Source organism: Citrobacter sp. RHBSTW-00570, assembly GCF_013739755.1.
Lineage (GTDB): Bacteria > Pseudomonadota > Gammaproteobacteria > Enterobacterales > Enterobacteriaceae > Citrobacter > Citrobacter braakii.
This window is the reverse complement of the sequence record NZ_CP056400.1, coordinates 1-20,162: the sequence shown is the minus strand read 5'-3', so window position 1 is coordinate 20,162 and position 20,162 is coordinate 1. Positions and strand designations below refer to the sequence as shown.

Annotated in this window: 12 protein-coding genes and 5 pseudogenes; 8 read left to right on the top strand and 9 right to left on the bottom strand. The window is 52.9% G+C overall.

Features of this window, described 5'->3' with window-relative positions:
• Positions 1–9 precede the first annotated feature (9 nt).
• Positions 10–1,107, top strand: a pseudogene (locus tag HV237_RS24275) (oligosaccharide MFS transporter); the annotation flags it as partial.
• An 83-nt stretch (positions 1,108–1,190) separates the two neighbouring features.
• Here the strand turns inward: HV237_RS24275 and HV237_RS24270 are convergent.
• Complete coding sequence (locus HV237_RS24270; RefSeq protein WP_040190629.1) at positions 1,191–1,760, bottom strand: helix-turn-helix transcriptional regulator; 570 nt, start codon at positions 1,758–1,760, stop codon at positions 1,191–1,193.
• A 137-nt stretch (positions 1,761–1,897) separates the two neighbouring features.
• Here HV237_RS24270 and HV237_RS24265 point away from each other — a divergent pair.
• The 5 genes and pseudogenes from HV237_RS24265 to HV237_RS24245 form a co-directional block, all read left to right on the top strand.
• A pseudogene (locus HV237_RS24265) lies at positions 1,898–2,143 on the top strand (transposase); the annotation flags it as partial.
• A 67-nt stretch (positions 2,144–2,210) separates the two neighbouring features.
• The gene (locus HV237_RS24260; protein ID WP_048242354.1) at positions 2,211–3,362 is read left to right on the top strand and encodes an IS30 family transposase; all 1,152 of its coding nucleotides are present in this window, start codon (positions 2,211–2,213) and stop codon (positions 3,360–3,362) included.
• Positions 3,363–3,371: 9 nt separating this feature from the next.
• Positions 3,372–3,800 (top strand): annotated as a pseudogene (locus HV237_RS24255) (IS3 family transposase); the annotation flags it as partial.
• Between the two features lie 672 nt (positions 3,801–4,472).
• Complete coding sequence (gene ltrA, locus HV237_RS24250; protein WP_001189111.1) at positions 4,473–5,981, top strand: group II intron reverse transcriptase/maturase; 1,509 nt, start codon at positions 4,473–4,475, stop codon at positions 5,979–5,981.
• Between the two features lie 80 nt (positions 5,982–6,061).
• Positions 6,062–6,538 (top strand): annotated as a pseudogene (locus tag HV237_RS24245) (IS3 family transposase); the annotation flags it as partial.
• Positions 6,539–6,631: 93 nt separating this feature from the next.
• Here the strand turns inward: HV237_RS24245 and pgm are convergent.
• The 7 genes and pseudogenes from pgm to HV237_RS24210 form a co-directional block, all read right to left on the bottom strand.
• A complete protein-coding gene (gene pgm / locus HV237_RS24240; RefSeq protein ID WP_032743938.1) occupies positions 6,632–8,275 on the bottom strand; it encodes a phosphoglucomutase (alpha-D-glucose-1,6-bisphosphate-dependent) in 1,644 nt (547 codons plus the stop codon).
• Between the two features lie 104 nt (positions 8,276–8,379).
• Positions 8,380–10,827, bottom strand: coding sequence for a glycogen phosphorylase (glgP, locus tag HV237_RS24235; RefSeq protein WP_181541872.1), 2,448 nt, complete (start codon positions 10,825–10,827; stop codon positions 8,380–8,382).
• Between the two features lie 18 nt (positions 10,828–10,845).
• The gene (gene glgA / locus HV237_RS24230; RefSeq protein ID WP_040190721.1) at positions 10,846–12,279 is read right to left on the bottom strand and encodes a glycogen synthase GlgA; all 1,434 of its coding nucleotides are present in this window, start codon (positions 12,277–12,279) and stop codon (positions 10,846–10,848) included.
• Between the two features lie 89 nt (positions 12,280–12,368).
• On the bottom strand, positions 12,369–13,652 hold the full coding sequence (gene glgC, locus HV237_RS24225) for a glucose-1-phosphate adenylyltransferase (protein WP_032690514.1): 1,284 nt from the start codon (positions 13,650–13,652) through the stop codon (positions 12,369–12,371).
• A 129-nt stretch (positions 13,653–13,781) separates the two neighbouring features.
• Positions 13,782–15,974 (bottom strand): 1,4-alpha-glucan branching enzyme, encoded by a 2,193-nt coding sequence (gene glgB, locus HV237_RS24220; protein WP_181541870.1) that lies wholly within the window; start codon positions 15,972–15,974, stop codon positions 13,782–13,784.
• Between the two features lie 751 nt (positions 15,975–16,725).
• Positions 16,726–16,869: pseudogene (locus HV237_RS24215) on the bottom strand (transposase); the annotation flags it as partial.
• A gap of 235 nt (positions 16,870–17,104) precedes the next feature.
• Positions 17,105–17,341, bottom strand: a complete 237-nt coding sequence (locus HV237_RS24210) for a tautomerase family protein (protein ID WP_032695943.1) — start codon at positions 17,339–17,341, stop codon at positions 17,105–17,107.
• 61 nt (positions 17,342–17,402) lie between these two features.
• On the opposite strand from HV237_RS24210, the gene HV237_RS24205 reads away from it, so the two are divergent.
• Both HV237_RS24205 and HV237_RS26370 read left to right on the top strand, forming a co-directional pair.
• A complete protein-coding gene (locus HV237_RS24205) occupies positions 17,403–17,861 on the top strand; it encodes a helix-turn-helix domain-containing protein (RefSeq protein ID WP_040190671.1) in 459 nt (152 codons plus the stop codon).
• Positions 17,862–17,890: 29 nt separating this feature from the next.
• Positions 17,891–18,061: a LysR substrate-binding domain-containing protein gene (locus tag HV237_RS26370; RefSeq protein ID WP_323807419.1), complete on the top strand. Its 171-nt coding sequence runs from the start codon at positions 17,891–17,893 to the stop codon at positions 18,059–18,061.
• A gap of 1,159 nt (positions 18,062–19,220) precedes the next feature.
• On the opposite strand, the gene repA is transcribed toward HV237_RS26370, so the two are convergent.
• Positions 19,221–20,162 carry a plasmid replication initiator RepA gene (repA, locus tag HV237_RS24200; RefSeq protein WP_165690017.1) on the bottom strand — a complete coding sequence of 314 codons (942 nt, stop codon included), beginning with the start codon at positions 20,160–20,162 and terminating at the stop codon, positions 19,221–19,223.

Below are 20,162 nucleotides of genomic sequence, written 5' to 3'. Positions count from 1 at the left end.
GCCGACCCCTACTCCGTCAATCAGTTTACCAGTATGATTTTTATGATTGGCTACGGAATAATCCAGGATAAACTCGGCCTCAAAAAGCATCTGATCTGGCTCCTGAGTGTCATTTTAGTTCTCACTGGTCCGTTCCTGATTTATATATATGAACCGCTGCTGCGGCACAACTTCTCGTTAGGTTTAGCGATCGGCTCATTGTTCTTTGGTATTGGCTACCTCGCCGGTTGCGGGTTACTGGATAGTTTCACTGAGAAAATGGCACGGGCATTTTGCTTTGAATACGGTACCGCCCGGGCGTGGGGCTCGTTTGGCTATGCGATTGGAGCCTTACTCGCCGGGATCTTTTTCGCCATCAATCCGCATATTAACTTCTGGCTGGTATCGCTGTTTGGTGTGTGCTTTATTATTATCAATATGTTATTTAAAAGCGAACAAACGGTCAGCGGTACTCACCACCTTGAAAAAGTGCACAAAGACGATTTTATCGCCGTCTTTAAAGATATTAAATTCTGGATTTTCGTGCTGTTCATCACCGGGACCTGGTCATTCTATAATATCTACGATCAGCAGATGTTTCCCGTGTTCTATGCCGGGTTGTTCTCATCCGTCGAGACCGGGACCCGGGTCTACGGCTATCTGAACTCCTTCCAGGTGGTGCTGGAAGCCATCGGAATGGCCGTCATCCCCTTCTTTGTAAACAAGGTGGGAGCGAAAAAAGCGCTGATTGCAGGAGGCATGATCATGATCTGTCGCATTCTGGTGTCAGCAACCTCAGAAAGCCCTTACATCATCTCGCTGATTAAGCTATTTCATGCGATTGAAGTACCGCTGTTTGTGATCTCGGTATTCAAATACAGCGTGTCCAACTTTGATTCTCGCTTATCTTCCACCATCTTCCTCGTGGGATTCCAGATCGCCAGCTCGCTGGGTATCGTGTTGTTATCGATCCCGGTGGGGATGTTGTTTGATGCGTTTGGCTACCATTTTGTATTCTATCTGTTCTCCGCCATCGTCTCGGTGATTCTTCTGTTTGGCGTGGTCTTCCTGAGCAATGGACGTAATACAGGCTCACGCAGTGCTGTGGTGCAAAACGAAACCTTATAATATTCGCGAGGCAATGTCGCCGCAGACATTGCCTTTTTCTTTGTCGTTTATCGATGGATAGTGTATCAGGAAAAATCCGTATCTCATTGAAGATGCAAATTTTTCCTGGCAAAGCTGTCAATGATGAGGCTTTTACAACGGTATATTTCACTTATTTTTGTGGCATTCAGTTTATGCAAAATAATATTGACATAAGACTGAACCGTTTTTATGGAGATTAGCAGGCGGCGGGAAATTTCCACCAGCGAGTAGCCATTTAAAATCAGATGGATGATATGCGCTTCTCTTTTGGTAAACGCCAACTTTTCCCTCTTCAGATGAATCCGCATTTTTTTAAAAACCTGCCTTATCATGAGATATTCATTACCTGTTAATTCGGTATCAATGAATACCGCTTCGCGATCTGCCCCCCTCATTCCTGACCGCGGTTTTAATAAAAAGATGATATTGACTGGTGAAATGTGCAGGTGTTTGAGACGCCCGGCATCGCAGGTTTTCAGCTCTGACTCCACAATCACCACATCGCTGTTGCTGAAAGCAATTTCGGTGATCCGGGAAAATAAAACCCTGTTGACGGAGAGGCTGTTGTCGCTAAACATACATTTCAGACCTTCAAGCATGAAATTATTATTGGTAACAACATAGATATTCATAGAGTCCCCGCAGCAATAACCTTTTGCGAATCGTACCGTTCCTTACGTTCTGACAAAGTGACGCCTGTACTGGTTGAATCGCCACGGGTTTAACAGACACCTCAGAGTCATTTAAGATGGCTTAAAGAGAGGTGCCCATGAGCGGTAAGCGTTATCCCGAAGAGTTTAAAATTGAAGCAGTCAAACAGGTTGTTGATCGCGGTTATTCTGTTGCCAGCGTTGCAACACGTCTCGATATCACCACCCACAGCCTTTACGCCTGGATAAAGAAGTACGGTCCGGATTCTTCCACTAATAAAGAAGAGTCAGATGCTCAGGCCGAGATCCGCCGTCTCCAGAAAGAGCTGAAGCGGGTTACCGACGAACGGGACATATTAAAAAAAGCCGCTGTAGATTCAATTGGTCAACGCAACAGTCATGTGAAAACATGGAGTTGCGGAGGATTTTTGAATGAGACGGACATTTACAGCAAAGGAAAAAGCATCTGTTTTTGAACTGTGGAAGAACGGAACAGGCTTCAGTGAGATAGCTAATATCCTGGGTTCGAAACCAGGAACAATCTTCACCATGTTAAGAGATACTGGCGGCATAAAACCCAATGAGCGCAAGCGGGCTGTAGCTCACCTGACGCTGTCTGAGCGCGAGGAAATACGAGCTGGTTTGTCAGCCAAAATGAGCATTCGTGCGATAGCGACTGCGCTTAATCGTAGTCCTTCGACGATCTCACGTGAAGTTCAGCGTAATCGAGGCAGGCGCTATTACAAAGCTGTTGATGCTAATAACCGGGCCAACAGAATGGCGAAAAGACCAAAACCGTGCTTACTGGATCAGAATTTACCGTTGCGGGAGCTTGTCCTGGAAAAGCTGGAGATGAAGTGGTCTCCAGAGCAAATATCCGGATGGTTAAGGCGAACAAAACCGCGTCAAAAAACACTGCGAATATCACCTGAGACAATTTATAAAACCCTGTACTTTCGTAGCCGTGAAGCGCTACACCACCTGAATGTACAGCATCTGCGCCGGTCGCATAGCCTTCGTCATGGCAGACGCCATACCCGCAAAGGTGAAAGAGGTACGATCAACATAGTGAACGGAACGCCAATTCACGAACGCTCCCGGCATATCGATAACAGACGCTCTCTGGGGCACTGGGAAGGCGATTTAGTATCAGGCACAAAAAACTCGCATATAGCCACACTTGTAGACCGAAAATCACGTTATACGATCATCCTTAGGCTCAGGGGCAAAGATTCTTTCTCAGTGAATCAGGCTCTTACCGACAAATTCCTGAGCTTGCCGCCTGAACTCCGGCAATCACTGACATGGGACAGAGGAATGGAGCTGGCCAGGCATCTGGAATTTACTGGCAGCACCGGAGTTAAAGTTTACTTCTGCGATCCTCAGAGTCCCTGGCAGCGGGGAACAAACGAGAACACTAATGGGCTAATTCGACAGTACTTTCCCAAAAAGACATGTCTTGCCCAATATACTCAACATGAGCTGGATCAGGTTGCAGCTCAGCTAAACAATAGACCGAGAAAGACACTGAAGTTCAAAACACCGAAAGAGATAATTGAAAAGGGTGTTGCGTTGACAGATTGAATCTACAGCGGCGTACTTCGCAAAGCTGTCCGACTGAGGTACGCCTTTATCCGTGACAACACCTGTTGCTGGCCTGTTCGCCTGCTCTGTCGGGTGCTGGATGTTCATCCCAGTGGTTTTTACGCCTGGCTTCAGCAGCCGCATTCACAACGCCATCAGGCAGACCTGAGACTGACAGGACAGATTAAACAGTTCTGGCTGGAATCGGGATGCGTCTATGGTTATCGCAAAATCCATCTGGATCTGCGGGACAGCGGGCAACAGTGCGGAGTGAACAGAGTCTGGCGACTGATGAAACGTGTCGGGATAAAGGCTCAGGTCGGATACCGGAGCCCGCGGGCACGTAAAGGCGAGGCCAGTATCGTGTCGCCCAACAGGCTCCAGCGACAGTTCAACCCGGATGCTCCGGATGAGCGTTGGGTAACGGACATAACCTACAGTGTGCCCGGAGTTCAGGGCGGGCATGGATGCTTAAATGAACCGCGAGTCTGTCTGGAATATTGAACCGGTAACTCACGATGAGAAACCCAACAATCCCACCGGGTGTGACGGTGGAGAACCTGAGCGGCAGTGACCTGCGGCATGCCCGCAGGGTGATGTAACCCGCTGACAACGGGGATTGAGGCGAGATCACTAAGCCGAGATGATCCTCAAGGTTAAGTACTGAAAGGCTGAAGAACATGAACCCGTTAATCCGCCTCTGTGGGTTGAAAACGTCACCACGGCCTACGTGATCTGACAGGCCGTGCAGGAGGAACTGGCAGTGATACGTAAGCACTGCCGGTCGAAGGTGTTTTGACATGTATGCGAAACACCGGGGCAGCAGCGTCTATCACGCTTGCGTTGCTGACTTCTGCCAACTTGCGGCAAGCAAGGATAAAGAGTGCGACGGGCAGCCTCCTCAGTATGCCTGAGTCCAGGCAGGTAAACCGGGGAAGGTCAGCGACGGATGTTAAGGGGGCATGGCTCCGATGACGCGCTGGCTGGCGGAGCTTCCGTAGTAGTCCGCGATGGGGAAAGCCCATTACATGGCGAAGGGAAGCAGTTTGAATGTGTTTGCGACGTGAATTAACTGACCTAACGAGGTGAAGACCTTTGATAATCAGCGAAATGCAACGCAAGCTTGCCACATGGGCAGCCACCGATCCGTCCCTACGGATTCAACGGCTGCTGCGTCTGATAACACAACCAGAATGGCTGGCTGAAGCGGCGCGGATCACGCTTTCATCAAAGGGGGCCCATACCCCCGGCGTTGATGGCGTGAACAAAACAATGCTACAGGCCAGACTGGCTGTTGAGCTGCAAATCCTCAGGGATGAATTACTCTCAGGCCACTACCAGCCCTTGCCCGCCAGACGGGTTTACATCCCTAAAAGCAACGGCAAACTGCGACCACTGGGTATCCCCGCGTTGCGGGATCGTATTGTTCAGCGGGCCATGCTGATGGCGATGGAGCCGATATGGGAGAGTGATTTTCATACGCTCTCATATGGCTTCCGGCCTGAGCGCAGTGTCCACCACGCGATCCGCACGGTGAAATTACAGCTCACAGACTGTGGTGAAACCCGGGGACGCTGGGTGATTGAAGGCGACCTGTCCAGTTACTTCGACACCGTACATCATCGACTGCTGATGAAGGCTGTACGCCGCAGGATCAGTGACGCACGTTTCATGACTCTGCTGTGGAAAACCATCAAGGCGGGACATATCGATGTCGGTCTCTTTCGGGCGGCCAGTGAAGGTGTACCACAGGGCGGTGTTATATCGCCGCTATTATCGAACATCATGCTGAATGAGTTCGATCAATACCTGCATGAGCGCTACCTGAGCGGGAAAGCCAGAAAAGATCGGTGGTACTGGAATAACAGTATCCAACGGGGCCGAAGTACGGCGGTCAGAGAAAACTGGCAGTGGAAACCCGCGGTGGCGTACTGCCGCTATGCCGATGATTTTGTCCTCATCGTCAAAGGCACCAAAGCACAGGCGGAAGCCATCAGGGAGGAGTGTCGGGGTGTGCTCGAAGGCAGTCTGAAACTCAGGCTGAACATGGATAAGACTAAAATCACCCATGTTAATGACGGCTTTATCTTTCTGGGGCACAGGATCATTCGCAAACGCAGTCGTTATGGCGAGATGCGAGTGGTCTCAACGATCCCGCAGGAGAAAGCCAGAAACTTCGCCGCATCGCTGACAGCACTGTTATCAGGCAACTACAGTGAAAGCAAAGTCGATATGGCTGAACAACTCAACCGAAAACTGAAAGGCTGGGCCATGTTCTATCAGTTCGTTGATTTTAAGGCCAAAGTCTTCAGTTATATCGACCGTGTCGTGTTCTGGAAGCTGGCTCACTGGCTGGCCCGCAAATACCGTACAGGTATCGCTTCCCTGATGAGGTGGTGGTGTAAATCACCGAAACCGGGTCAGAGCAAAACGTGGGTTTTATTTGGTAAAACCAATCACGGCAAGCTCAGCGGCGAAATACTGTACCGGTTGGTGGGGCAAGGCAAGAAGCTGTTCCGCTGGCGGCTACCCGAAGGTAATCCCTATCTGAGGACGGAGACCAGAAACACGTATACATCGCGCTTTACAGAAGTGGCAATGGCGTTCGCCAGCATTTAAATGGAGAGCCGGATGCGCTGAAAGGTGCACGTCCGGTTCGGGGAGGAGAGGCAGGGAAATAGTCCGACTACGCCCTGCCTCTTACTCTACTCAGGACCCACGAAGGCTGGCTGTATCTTGCCGTGGTTGTTGATCTGTTCTCACGCAAAATTATCGGCTGGTCCATGCAATCCCGGATGACAAAGGACATTGTCCTGAACGCACTGCTGATGGCTGTATGGCGGCGTAATCCCCAAAAACAGGTGCTGGTTCATTCGGATCAGGGCAGTCAGTACACAAGCCATGAGTGGCAGTCGTTCCTGAAATCACACGGCCTGGAGGGCAGCATGAGCCGTCGCGGTAACTGCCATGATAATGCGGTTGCAGAAAGCTTTTTCCAGTTGTTGAAACGCGAACGGATAAAGAAAAAGATCTACGGAACGCGGGAAGAAGCCCGCAGCGATATTTTTGATTACATCGAAATGTTTTATAACAGTAAGCGTCGGCATGGTTCTAGCGATCAGATGTCACCGACAGAATATGAAAACCAGTATTATCAACGGCTCGGAAGTGTCTAGATTATCCGTGGCGATTCAGGTGTCGGCGTAGAAGTGAATTTCATCGCCGGTTAACTGTGACGTACCCCGGCTCCCCGGAGTACGTCAGTTGCTCTAATGGTGCGCTGCTAGCACGCTATTTACGATTTCCACCGCTTCTTTCTCGATCTGCTTACGATGTGCTTCACCGAGGAAGCTCTCGCAGTAGATCTTGTAAGCGTCTTCCGTACCTGACGGACGTGCGGCGAACCAGCCGTTGTCGGTCATCACTTTCAGACCACCAATCGATGCGCCGTTGCCCGGCGCGGCGGTCAGACGTGCGGTGATCGGGTCGCCGGCCAGCTGGCTGGCGCTGACCATTTCCGGCGACAGCTTCGACAGCGCCGCTTTCTGTGCGGAAGTGGCCGAAGCCTGCAGACGGTTATAGCTTGGCGCGCCGAAGCGGGCAGCCAGCTCGTCGTAGTGCTCCTGCGGGTTTTTACCGGTGACGGCGGTGATTTCTGCCGCCAGCAGGCACATGATGATCCCGTCTTTGTCGGTCGACCACGGGGTTCCGTCAAAACGCAGGAACGAGGCGCCCGCGCTCTCTTCGCCGCCGAAGCCGAAGCTGCCGTCGAACAGACCGTCAACAAACCATTTAAAGCCCACCGGCACTTCCACCAGCTTACGGCCGAGGTCGTTCACCACGCGATCGATCATCGCCGAGGAGACCAGCGTCTTACCGACGGCGACATCCTGGCCCCACTGCGGACGATGCCGGAACAGGTAGTTAATCGCCACCGCCAGATAGTGGTTCGGGTTCATCAGACCTGCCGGCGTGACGATGCCGTGACGGTCATAATCCGGATCGTTAGCGAAAGCCAGATCGAACTTATCGCGCAGCGCCAGCAGCCCTGCCATCGCGCACTCCGAAGAGCAGTCCATGCGAATGGCGCCGTCTTTATCAAGGTGCATAAAGCGGAAGGTTTGATCGACGTGATCGTTGACGATGGTCAGATCGAGCTTGTAGTGCCCGGCGATACGCTTCCAGTATTCGATACCGGACCCGCCCAGCGGATCGACCCCGAGCCTGAGGCCGGCTTTCTGAATCGCCGCCATATCGACGATATCCGCCAGTCCTTCAATAAACGGCTGCACCAGATCCTGCTCTTTGACATGACCGGATGCCAGTGCCGCGTCGAGGGAGAGGCGCCTGACGCCCTGCAGACCCGAGGCCAGCAGTTCGTTAGCGCGATTCTCGACCACTTTGGTGACGTTGGTATCCGCCGGGCCGCCGTTCGGCGGGTTGTACTTGATACCGCCATCTTCCGGCGGGTTATGCGACGGCGTAATCACGATGCCGTCCGCCAGCGGACCGCCTTTTTTGTTGTGCACCAGGATGGCATTGGAAATGGCCGGCGTCGGGGTAAAACCGTTGTTTTCCTGCACGATAACATCAACGCCGTTGGCTGCCAGCACTTCAAGAACCGAAATAAAGGCCGGTTCGGAGAGCGCGTGGGTATCTTTACCTACGTAGCAGGGACCGGTAATCCCGTTCTTCGCGCGGTCTTCCGCAATCGCCTGAGCGATCGCCAGAATATGCTGCTCATTGAAGTTATGGCGCCCTGCGCTGCCACGATGGCCAGAGGTGCCAAACTTCACCGCATGCTCCGCGTTGCCCGCTTCCGGCTTCAGTACGTAGTACTGCGCGGTCAGCTGAGCGACGTTAATCAAATCACTTTGTTGCGCAGGCTCCCCTGCGCGTTTACTGTCCGTCATTTTTCTCTCCTGTCATATCCGTCAGGCTTATTAATGTGTTCCTGCTGGGTCGCTCACCGATGGTGCCCCCTTTCCCCCGGCGCTCCCGGGGGCGTGAATGTGGCCTAGAGCTGCGTTTTGTCGATATACCAGATCTTTTGCGCATACTCCCGCACCGTACGGTCCGATGAGAAATAGCCCATGTTGGTAATGTTGTGCATTGTTTTGGCAGTCCACTCTTCCGGGGTTCGGTAGAGCGCATCCACCCTGTCCTGACAGTCAACATAGCTGCGGTAATCGGCCAGAACCTGATAGTGGTCGCCAAAGTTAATCAGCGAATCCAGCAGACCGCGATAGCGGTCCGGCTCCTGTGGGCTGAACACCCCGGTCCCCATCTGGGTCAGCGCCTGGCGCAACTCTTCATCATGGTCGTAGTAATCATGCGGCTGGTAGCCGTTGCTGCGCAGCGCCTCAACCTGTTCGGCGGTATTACCGAAGATAAAGATATTCTCCTCCCCCACGAGCTCCAGCATTTCAACGTTGGCGCCGTCCAGCGTGCCAATGGTCAGCGCGCCGTTGAGGGCGAATTTCATGTTACTGGTCCCGGAGGCTTCGGTCCCTGCCAGCGAAATCTGCTCAGAAAGATCCGCGGCCGGAATGATGGTCTGCGCCAGACTGACGCTGTAGTTGGGAATGAACACCACCTTTAACTTGTCGCCGATCTGCGGATCGCTGTTGATGACTTTGGCTACATCGTTAATCAGATGGATTATCTGTTTTGCCGTGTGGTAAGCGGATGCGGCTTTGCCGGCGAAAATCACCACTCGCGGCACCCAGTCGGCCTGCGGGTCAGCCTTGATACGGTTATAGCGGGTGATCACGTGCAGCACATTCATCAGCTGGCGTTTGTATTCGTGAATGCGCTTAATTTGCACATCAAACAGCGCCTTCGGATTAACCACCACCCCCAGCTGGCGGGCAATATAATCGGCCAGCCGCTGTTTATTCGCCAGTTTGGCTTCGCTGACGGCCTGGTTAACCAGCGGATAATCCTGATATTCCCCCAGTTCACTCAGCTGACTTAAATCTGTGCGCCAGGTCTGGCCAATATAACGGTCCAGAACCCCGGAAAGGGACGGATTAGCGGCCGCCAGCCAGCGGCGCGGCGTGACACCGTTGGTGACGTTGGTGAAGCGTCGCGGAAAGATTTTGGCGAAATCGGCAAATAGCGACTCCACCATCAGCCGGGAGTGCAGTTCCGACACGCCGTTAACCTTGTGACTGACCACTACCGCCAGCCAGGCCATCCGCACGCGGCGACCATTGGACTCATCAATAATCGAGGTCCGGCTCAGCAACGCCATATCATCGGGATAGTGCTCCTGCATCGTTTTCAGAAAATAGTCATTAATCTCGAAGATAATCTGCAAATGGCGCGGCAGGATTTTCCCCAGCATATCGACAGGCCAGGTCTCCAGCGCTTCGCTCATCAGGGTATGGTTGGTGTAGGAGAAGACCCGACAGGTCACCTCAAACGCGTCATCCCAACTGAAGCGGTGTTCGTCAATCAGCAGACGCATCAGCTCCGGGATCGACAGCACCGGATGGGTGTCATTGAGGTGGATAGCAATTTTATCCGCCAGGTTGTCATAGGTTTGATACAGCTGGTAATGACGGGTGAGGATGTCCTGTACCGTCGCCGAAACAAGGAAATACTCCTGACGCAGGCGCAATTCACGCCCGGAATAGGTCGAGTCGTCCGGGTAAAGCACGCGGGAAACGTTCTCAGAGTGGTTCTTATCCTCCACGGCGGCGAAATAGTCCCCCTGGTTAAATTTACCGAGATTAATTTCACTGCTGGCCTGGGCACTCCACAAACGCAGGGTGTTGGTGGCATCGGTGTCATAACCCGGGATAATCTGATCGTAGGCCACGGCAATAATTTCTTCAGTTTCCAGCCAGCGTGAGTTTTTGCCCTCATGTTGAACACGTCCGCCAAAGCGCACGGTATAGCGGGTTTTATGGCGCTCGAATTCCCACGGGTTACCGTACTCCAGCCAGTAGTCCGGTGACTCCATCTGCCGGCCGTCGATGATGTTTTGCTTGAACATACCGTAGTCGTAGCGGATACCATAGCCGCGGCCTGGCAGCCCCAGTGTGGCCAGGGAATCGAGAAAACAGGCCGCCAGACGACCGAGACCGCCGTTGCCCAGCCCCGGATCGTTCTCCTCATCAATCAGCTCTTCCAGATCCAGCCCCATCCCTGCCAGAGCCGTTTTCACATCCTCATAGATGCCCAGCGACAGTAAGGCATTAGAGAGGGTTCGGCCGATGAGAAACTCCATCGACAGATAATAAACCTGCCGGGCCTGCTGCGAGATCCGCGCCCGATGCGCCCGCAGCCAACGTTCTACCAGCCGATCGCGCACGGCGAACAGCGTGGCGTTGAGCCATTCATGCTTATTGGCAAGTGAGGGATCTTTACCAAGAATAAATATGAGCTTATAAGCGATAGCATGCTGTAGCGCTTCTTCATTCAGACTGGGTGAAATATAACTTAAGCGTGGTTCCATTTTTCTTATCCGTAGCAATTAAATAATACGCTGATACAACTGGTGGAAAGACTTAGCGGCAATTTGCCAGCTAAAATCCATGCTCATTGCCTGACGTTGCACGTACCGCCACAGCGATGGACGGGACCACAGGACAAAGGCCCGGTGGATGGCATGTAATAGTGATTCAGTCTCGCTGTCGGTAAACACAAATCCGCTCGCGATCCCGTCAGCAAGGTTTTCGAGCGAACAGTCGGCGACGGTATCCGCCAGTCCGCCGGTGCGACGAACCAGCGGCAATGTGCCGTAGCGAAGGCCATAGAGCTGGGTCAGACCGCAGGGTTCAAAACGGCTGGGCACCAGGATGACGTCGGCGCCGCCAATCATCTGATGCGACAGCGCCTCGTCGTAACCGATCCGGATACTCACCTGCCCGGGGTATTGCGCCGCAGCGGCAAGAAAACGGGCCTGCAAATCCGGGTCGCCGGATCCCAGTAGCGCCAGCTGCCCTCCCTGCGCAATGATTCCCGGCAGTGCGCCAAGGAGCAGATCCAGCCCCTTCTGGCTGGTGAGCCGGCTCACGACGGTGAACAACAGCGCCCGGCCGTCCTCCTTCAGCCCCAGCGTCGTCTGCAACTGCTGCTTGTTCTTCGCTTTCTCAGCCAGCAAGTTCCGATCGTAAGGCGCAGCCAGCAGCGGATCGCGGCGCGGATCCCAGATGCTTTCGTCGACGCCGTTAAGGATCCCCGACAGTCGCCCTTCCCGCTGACGTTGCCGCAGCAACTCTTCCAGACCGAACGCGTACTGCGGTTCGGTAATTTCACGGGCATACGTCGGGCTGACGGTGGTGATATGGTCAGCGAAATAGAGGCCCGCCTTAAGGAAGGAGATCTGTCCTTTAAACTCCACCCCATGCATCTGGAAGAATGACCACGGTAAAGCGATCTCCGCCATATGCCGGGCGAGGAACAAGCCCTGATAGGCAATGTTGTGCACCGTAAACACTGACCTGGCGGGGTTGCCGCGGGCGGCCAGATAAGCCGGCGTGAGGCCCGCATGCCAGTCATGGGCGTGGACGATTTCAGGCCGCCAGAACGGATCCAGACCGCCAGCAAGCTCAGCCGCGACCCAACTCAACAGCGCGAAACGCAGGACGTTATCGGGATAATCCTGCATCTGCGGGTCATGATAAGGATTACCCGGTCGGTCATAGAGATGCGGGGCATCAATCAGATAGATGCCCACGCCGTTAAAGTCGCCAAACAACAGTGTCATCGGCCCGGCGAAGGTCTCCCTGCTGGCCACCACCTGCGGTTCCCCGACTCCGTCGCGGATCGCGGGAAACCCCGGCAGCAGCACGCGGGTATCCACGCCCTCGGCTATTTGCGCCGCCGGGAGAGCACCGGTCACATCAGCCAGCCCCCCCGTTTTCAACAGAGGGAACATCTCCGCTCCTACATGTAAAACTCGCATGGATGCTCCTTAATTATTCAGGCATGAAGGCGACGCGATGCCAATGACGGCAATCACAGCTGCGGCAGCTTTTATTTCCGCCAACGGCTTCATAGTTCAAGTCGGTTCAGCATTTCCTGGGTAACGAGGATGATCCCCTCTTCCGAACGATAAAAACGCTGCGCATCCTCAACGGCATTTTCGCCAATCACCATTCCCTCCGGAATAACACATCCCCTGTCGATCACGCAGCGTCTTATCCGGCAGGAGCGACCGACCCAGACGCCCGGTAATAAAACCGACGAATCAATATTACAAAACGAGTTAATGCGAACTTTGGAGAATAAAACCGACTGCACCACCACCGAGCCGGAAATAATACAGCCGCCGGAGACCAGAGAATTCATGGTCATGCCATGACTGCCGGAACGGTCCTGAACAAATTTAGCGCTGGGTAGCGACTCGACATAAGTCCGGATAGGCCAGTTACGATCATAAACATCCAGTTCAGGTACCACAGAGGCTAAATCCAGATTCGCTTTCCAGTACGCCTCCAGTGTCCCGACATCGCGCCAGTATGGCTCGGCATTATTATCGGACTGTACGCAGGAGCGCGGGAACGGATGCGCATACGCTTCACCTGCCGCCGTTATTTTGGGAATAATATCTTTGCCAAAATCATGGCTGGAGCCTTCATCCCGATCGTCTTCTGCCAGCAGCTGGTAGAGATATTCCGCATCAAACACATAAATGCCCATACTGGCAAGCGAGCGGGTTTCATCGCCAGGCATGGTGGGTGGATTAGCCGGTTTTTCAACAAATTCAATGATTTTGTCATTCTCATCCACGGCCATGACGCCAAACGCGTTTGCCTCTTCAACCGGGACCGGCATGCAGGCCACGGTGCAGCGCGCCCCTTTTTCAACGTGATCAAGCAGCATCCGCGAATAATCTTGTTTATAGATATGGTCCCCGGCCAGAATAACGACATATTCCGCATCATAGCGGCGGATAATATCCAGGTTCTGGGTCACAGCATCCGCCGTCCCCCGATACCAGTTCTCCCCATGCACCCGCTGCTGTGCCGGTAATAAATCCACGAACTCATTCATTTCTTCGTTAAAGAATGCCCAACCGCGTTGAATATGCTGCACCAGTGAATGCGACTGATATTGTGTAATAACCCCAATACGTCTTATTCCTGAGTTAATACAATTTGATAAGGCAAAATCAATAATTCTGAATTTACCGCCAAAATGCACCGCAGGTTTTGCGCGAATAGTGGTCAGGTCTTTTAATCGGGTTCCGCGCCCGCCGGCGAGGATCAGGGCCACGGATTTAAGCGGTAACTGGCGCGACAGCATTACGTTGTCAGTATATTCAATTTTACTCATAATTATGTCCTGCTATTTAATAAAAGCCATAAAAGAAAATAATGAAGAAAAAGCCTCACTCTTCTGCAAATGAATTCAGAAGTGATCACCTCCGGTAATAAGTAAACTGCAATAGATCGACTGCGTGTTTTATTGACCAGCAGACTCCCGCACCAGCCAGATTGTCGCCAGCGGCGGCAGCGTCACCGACAGCGAATGCTCCCGACCGTGGCTGGCGATCGCCTCGCTTGCCACGCCGCCGCCGTTGCCGGTATTGCTCCCGTGGTAGTGCATCGAGTCGGTGTTCAGCTCTTCACGCCAGCGCCCCGGCTGATTAACCCCGAAGCGATAGCCGTGACGCGGCACCGGCGTGAAGTTGCTGGCCACGATTATCTCGTTCCCGGCTTTATCGCGACGGACAAAGATAAATACCGACCGTTCGTGATCATCGACAACCAGCCACTCAAAGCCGTACGGGTCAAAATCCAGTTCGTGCAGCGCCTTATGATGACGATAGGTATGGTTCAGATCGCGCACCAGACGCTGCACCCCGTGATGCCAGTTGTCGTCCCCTTCCAGCAGATGCCAGTCGAGGCTGGCGTCGTGGTTCCACTCCCGTCCCTGGGCGAATTCATTGCCCATAAACAGCAGTTTTTTCCCCGGGAAGGCGAACATCCAGCCGTAGTAGGCGCGCAGGTTGGCGAACTTCTGCCAGGCATCGCCGGGCATGCGGTCAAGAAGCGATTTTTTACCGTGGACCACTTCATCATGCGACAGCGGCAGGACGAAGTTTTCGGTGTAGTTGTAGAGTATCCCGAAGGTCATCTTGTCGTGATGATGCCGACGATGGACCGGGTCGAGTTGCATATAGTCGAGGGTGTCATGCATCCAGCCGAGGTTCCATTTGAACCAGAAGCCGAGGCCGCCCGTCGACGCAGGGCGCGAGACACCGGCAAAATCGGTGGACTCCTCCGCCATCGTCACTGCCCCCGGCGTCTGCTCGCCCAGCACCCGGTTGGTATTGCGCAGGAACTCGATCGCTTCGAGATTTTCCCGGCCGCCGTACTCGTTGGGCACCCACTCACCCTGCTTGCGGCTGTAGTCGCGGTAGATCATCGACGCCACCGCATCCACCCGCAGCGCATCGATGCCGAAGCGCTCGATCCAGTACAGCGCGTTACCCACCAGGAAGTTACTGACTTCACGGCGGCCGTAGTTATAGATCAGCGTGTTCCAGTCCTGGTGATAGCCTTCGCGCGGGTCGCTGTGTTCATACAGCGCGGTGCCGTCAAACAACGCCAGGGCGAAGTCATCGGCCGGGAAGTGGCCCGGCACCCAGTCGAGGATCACGTTCAGGCCCGCGGCGTGCGCGGCGTGGAGGAAGTAGCGGAAATCTTCCCGGGTACCAAAGCGACGGGTCGGCGCGTACAGCCCGGTGGGCTGATAGCCCCAGCTGCCGTCGAACGGATGTTCGTTAACCGGCAGCAGCTCGAGATGGGTGAAGCCCATCCACTTCACGTAGGGCACCAGCCGATCGGCCAGTTCGCGGTAGCTCAGCCAGAAATGGTTATCGGTATGACGACGCCAGGAGCCGAGGTGGACTTCATAAATCGAAATCGGTGCATCAAACTGGTTGGCCTGCTTACGGGCCGGCGGTTGCTCAACTTTCTCCGGCAGGTCGCAGATCAGCGAGGCGGTTTCCGGGCGCATCTGCGCTTCAAAAGCATAAGGGTCGGATTTCACCCGCAGGTGCCCGTGGGCGTCAATCAGCTCGAACTTATACAGCTGGCCGTTGTGCGCGCCGGGAACAAACAGCTCCCAGATGCCAGACTCTTTGCGCAGGCGCATCGGGTGGCGACGGCCATCCCAGTAGTTGAACTGACCGACCACCGACACCCGACGGGCGTTCGGCGCCCAGACGGAAAAGCGCGTCCCGGTCACCCCGTCCATGATGTCGGCATGGGCGCCCAGGGTTTCGTAGGGCCGTAGATGGGTTCCTTCGGCGAGCAGCCAGGCATCAAGCTCCTGCAGCAGCGGGCCAAAGCGATAAGGGTCGTCAATCAGGTTTTGCTGGCCGTGCCAGGTGACCGCCAGCTGGTAACGAAAAGCTTTTTTTCGCCGCGGCAGAACGCCGCTAAAGAATCCGCGTGAATCGAGGCATTCGAGCTTGCCAGCTTTACGCCCGGTTTTCGGCTCAATCACCCATACCTCGGTGGCATCGGGTAATAATGCGCGCACTTCCAGACCAGCAGCGGTTGAGTGCATGCCAAGCACAGAGAATGGATCGGAACAATGACCTGCGAGCAGTGCTGAAATCGCACTTTTTTCATTATAATCAGACATGTCAGTCACCCTACTATCATCCTGCGGAAAGAATTAAAACGCCTCTTTCTGCTTTATTGATCCGGTAATATTCCGCTGCAATGCTGCGCATCGAAATATCAACACGTTATTCCAGAGCCTTAAGACATGTCGGTCGTCCACAAATATAGAGCGATTAACCTCCTGAAAAGTGAATTAAATGCGCCGTACGCTTTTTGTATTATCTGACTCCAGAATAATTACTCCTGATTTTCTTTCTGTGAGTAAGTACTCATTTCTTTATGAATTGAAAAACTTATTTTTAAGTTATTATCAGAGGGGCAGCACCCTTAATGGCAAAACCACTCGAATCTCATACAAAAAAATGAAAACAGGCCATCTGAGTAGAATAAAAAACCTTTTAACCACGCATTCAATAGCATTTATAACTGGTTGATGGGGCGTGCGGATACTCTGGAAACGGCAAGAACTCTATGCTAGAATTTTTTCGGATTTTTTTGACGGCCTCTCAGTATACTCAGTACTCAGGCAGTTCGCGGAAAGCCCCTTCCTTTTAAGCACGGGATGCAAAGCGGAGCCTCCGACAGGACGCCAGTGAAGGCGATTTGGCTCTTCAATTTATTATTTGCTCATCACTTCCAACGCAGTAAGGCGGTGGCCAGAGCGCGTCTGATTTCCACACGGGTTTATGCCATTCGGGTCGTGTCATTTGATCTTGCGACGGCTAACCCCCTTTCAAGCTGTTAGCTTGCTGATAGCCGCTTTGGGAGGAGTTAATCAGCAGATGCGCGTGATCTCGCTCGTCGTCCATTTCAACCAGCTCAACATCAAAATCAGCGCCCACACTGGCAAAGTATTTGCATAGCTTTTCGATGGCATCCAGATTAAATATATTCCGTCGATATTGGGTAACAAACCGCGCGGTCGGGAATGTAAAGAATCAGGGAGCAGTATGGCGTTTTTTTTGCACTGGGATTATGCGCTTTGTTTTTTTATGCATTTGGCCTGTTGGTTTGATTAATAGCTGAAACCGTTAACCGAAAGAAAGTAAAAAAGGAGCGGACATGGATATAGTCCGCGAATTGATCGCAATTTAAATCTTTATATTGAATGTCGCAGTGGTGATTTTAGTAAAAACGACGACATGTGAGTCAGGACTGCTGTGGCGGTGCAAATTTTGCAGCAATCATTTGAGATGTGGGTTGCATTCCTCCCAGACTCCACTGCTCAGGCTCATGCTCATCAATCCGGATCCATACCGAACGCCGAAACTCCGGATCACCTTTCCCCTCAATTTCAACAATGAGGTCAGTCATACGACGTAACAGCTCATTTTTTTGTTCCGAACTCATAATTCCTTTAATGGTTTGCACATTTACGAAAGGCATATTATTCTCCTTAAATATCTGGGTCTAAAAATCATACTTATGGTAGAAGGCAAAAGAACACATGTCAAAAGATAATTCATTACCCTACTTGTCACCTGAGCTTTGCGGGCTAGCAGCGGCGGCGGAACTACTTGGAGATCAATGGGTGTTGTTGATCCTAAGGGAGGTTTTTTACGGGGTTACTCGCTTTGAAACGATGCGTTCTCATACAAAAATGACGAAGCAGACATTGGCAAACCGATTAAAAAAAATGACTGAGCTCGATTTACTTTGCAAAATCCCCTATCAAGAAGAAGGCTCACGTGAGCGCTATGAGTATGTACTCACGCCAAAAAGCCGCAGTTTGGCGCCGATCCTTTTTTCCATAATGGAATGGGGGCATAAAAACCTATTGCACGATGAGCCGCATATTTCTTTAGTTGATAAGGAGAAAGGGGAATTAGTATACAGCGCTTTTATCTCAGCAACGGGGGCAGTTGTTGATGCTAAAAATATCCAGATAGTTCCTTTTAGACGTTAATTGCCACTAAGAACCTTTTTTAGGAAGAGATGGGCGTCGCCCTTGTACCTGAATCCGCCCTGCCGGAAACGTTGCGCAACCTCTGCGTAGTGCCTGTGACACCCGCTATACACCGTGAATTTGGGCTGGTTTGTTCGTCATCCGGAACCTCTTCTGATGCAACGCAGGCGCTACTTAATGCACTACGTAAACGAGGATGAACCATCAAGAGTTAATCATTTCGCCTTGCTAAACGACCGCTCCTGGCACAAAGCAGACATTAAAGACTACAGCATCGGATGCCGCGTTAGCGGCATGGAGGCGCCAGATGAAGCTGCATGTATTTGTGGAGTCAAATGGCGCCGAAAGCCCGGCGTAGCCGGTTGCCGGGCTATAAATTCTGCCACCCTACCCCCTGCCCTGATTAGCCTTAACCCGCTAACAGCAATTAAGAAGTTAAAGTAATCCCTTTTAACCCCGGTGAGCGGGCTTTACGGCGTTTACGACGTAAAGGGCGTGATTTCCGGGGCCTTGGCGGCGGCAGCTTGCTGCTGACGCTTAGGGGGATGTTCTTCAGTTATTTCAGCGGCACCAGGGAACCTAACACGGTAGCTGCAAAGCTGTACCCGCTTAAATCGGCGCAGAAGCCTCTGTGCGCGGTCGGAGTGGTCCCGACAAGGCGTTAGCCGCAGTCGGGGCGTATCTCCGCGTTGGCGCCGTTCAGGCGCTTACGAGCGTGTACTCCGGACCTCACCGCAGCACTACTCACAGCGATGACCAACCTGTAGTTACAACACCCATCATTAAAAGCGATGTCTTCCCCGGCCTTCGGCCGGGGCGGCTTCGCTTTTCAGTGGTGGGGAGGGGCTGTGATGGTTCAGGTGTGCACGGTTCACGTCTTTGCGTAAATATTTTGGATGTTGTAACTATTTGCTTCTGACTGATGCCCGCCGCGTAGTGGCGGGAGGTACATTTGTTGTTTCCGAACCGGCGCGGACGTAGTCCGCTGCAAGCGGCGGACATTATCCCCGTTTTCCACAGGAAAGCGGGGCTGAATAAGATCCGTTTTTTAATTGAATGTTTAAAAAGGGCAAAGGCGCGTAAGCGTTCGTTGGTGAGAAAGAGCCAAGGGCTTCCAGAAGATTAAGAAAAACTTGCGGGTAATACTTCCAGTCATTGCGGGTAAAAAGTCCTCTATATTTGCGGATATTTGTGCATAACTACTGAGACATGACCAGTTTGCTTCACCAGGGGGTTTTTAGCCGGTTATGCGTGTCGTAACGGCAGGTTTTATTGATGGTTTTTCAGCCAGTTTTTAAACGCGGGGAAGCACAAAAACCGCCAGCGGCGGTAGAGGAAAAACGTGGAGTGAAAGTTAAGTTAGCCTGGTGGCTCAGCGTCAAAATTGAGCTTGATCTGACGCAGGTAATGATAGACCAGCAACTCGAAATCATCCGGAGTCATGCCTGAGACTTCCGGCCGCGTGTTGATCAGCCAGGCTGCAATCTGGAACTGCCGGTCATCGAGCCGGGTAGAACGCGCAATTCTGGAAAGGCGCTTCTGTTCTATCGCTCGCTCGCGGCGAACCTTCAGGGCCTGCGCCACTTTCTCGTCAAAGAAGCGCTGTCGGGCCGCTTTTACGGACATCACTTCGCCTGGGGCAAGAATCCCCTCAGCCAGCGCGCGCAGACGTTCTTCACGCTCTTTGAACAGCAGATCGAGATTGACCTGGAGGAGCTTGAAAAACTGCTCTGTTAACGTGACATGACGCGGGAGGTATGTTTTTGTGTACGGGTCCAGGCGACGCATGTACGGCTCGATAAGGCCGTAATTTTCTAACAGATCGAGTGCGCGGCAAATGCGGGAAGGCGTGACCTCTTCACCAGGTATTACCTCACCCCGGGAATCTTTTGGACTTAATGCCTTGCATATCTGTGAACTGTTGAGGGCGACGTTAAACGTGGCAATGTCGCAGCCGCTGACCAGCAGAACGGCCAGTGCATCGAGGAGATGCTGGCGTTCCTGTCGGAAATCGCGCTCACGGCCAGCATTTGTGCGCATATGCACGAAATACGGATGCCACGAGAAACGGCGTTTCTGGGCACGATGATACCCGTCCCGAAGTACTTTCGGGAGCTCGCTAAAGTTCGCAGGTCGAAGATATTTAGGATCAGCACACTTACACACCGTCGAGTGTGTTCCGCGACGACGGCGAGTACGCTTCGGAGAAACAACAGCAGAATCGCGTACTTCACGCTGATTTACTGAGTCGTATTCCGACCAGTCGAAATAGGTAGCATCGGAAAATGTTCCGCTATTCAA

Coding starts and splice junctions, on each gene's coding strand:
- HV237_RS24270 (WP_040190629.1), bottom strand. CDS start 1,760: ATGAATATCTATGTTGTTACCAATAATAATTTCATGCTTGAAGGTCTG.
- HV237_RS24260 (WP_048242354.1), top strand. CDS start 2,211: ATGAGACGGACATTTACAGCAAAGGAAAAAGCATCTGTTTTTGAACTG.
- ltrA (WP_001189111.1), top strand. CDS start 4,473: ATGCAACGCAAGCTTGCCACATGGGCAGCCACCGATCCGTCCCTACGG.
- pgm (WP_032743938.1), bottom strand. CDS start 8,275: ATGACGGACAGTAAACGCGCAGGGGAGCCTGCGCAACAAAGTGATTTG.
- glgP (WP_181541872.1), bottom strand. CDS start 10,827: ATGGAACCACGCTTAAGTTATATTTCACCCAGTCTGAATGAAGAAGCG.
- glgA (WP_040190721.1), bottom strand. CDS start 12,279: ATGCGAGTTTTACATGTAGGAGCGGAGATGTTCCCTCTGTTGAAAACG.
- glgC (WP_032690514.1), bottom strand. CDS start 13,652: ATGAGTAAAATTGAATATACTGACAACGTAATGCTGTCGCGCCAGTTA.
- glgB (WP_181541870.1), bottom strand. CDS start 15,974: ATGTCTGATTATAATGAAAAAAGTGCGATTTCAGCACTGCTCGCAGGT.
- HV237_RS24210 (WP_032695943.1), bottom strand. CDS start 17,341: ATGCCTTTCGTAAATGTGCAAACCATTAAAGGAATTATGAGTTCGGAA.
- HV237_RS24205 (WP_040190671.1), top strand. CDS start 17,403: ATGTCAAAAGATAATTCATTACCCTACTTGTCACCTGAGCTTTGCGGG.
- HV237_RS26370 (WP_323807419.1), top strand. CDS start 17,891: ATGGGCGTCGCCCTTGTACCTGAATCCGCCCTGCCGGAAACGTTGCGC.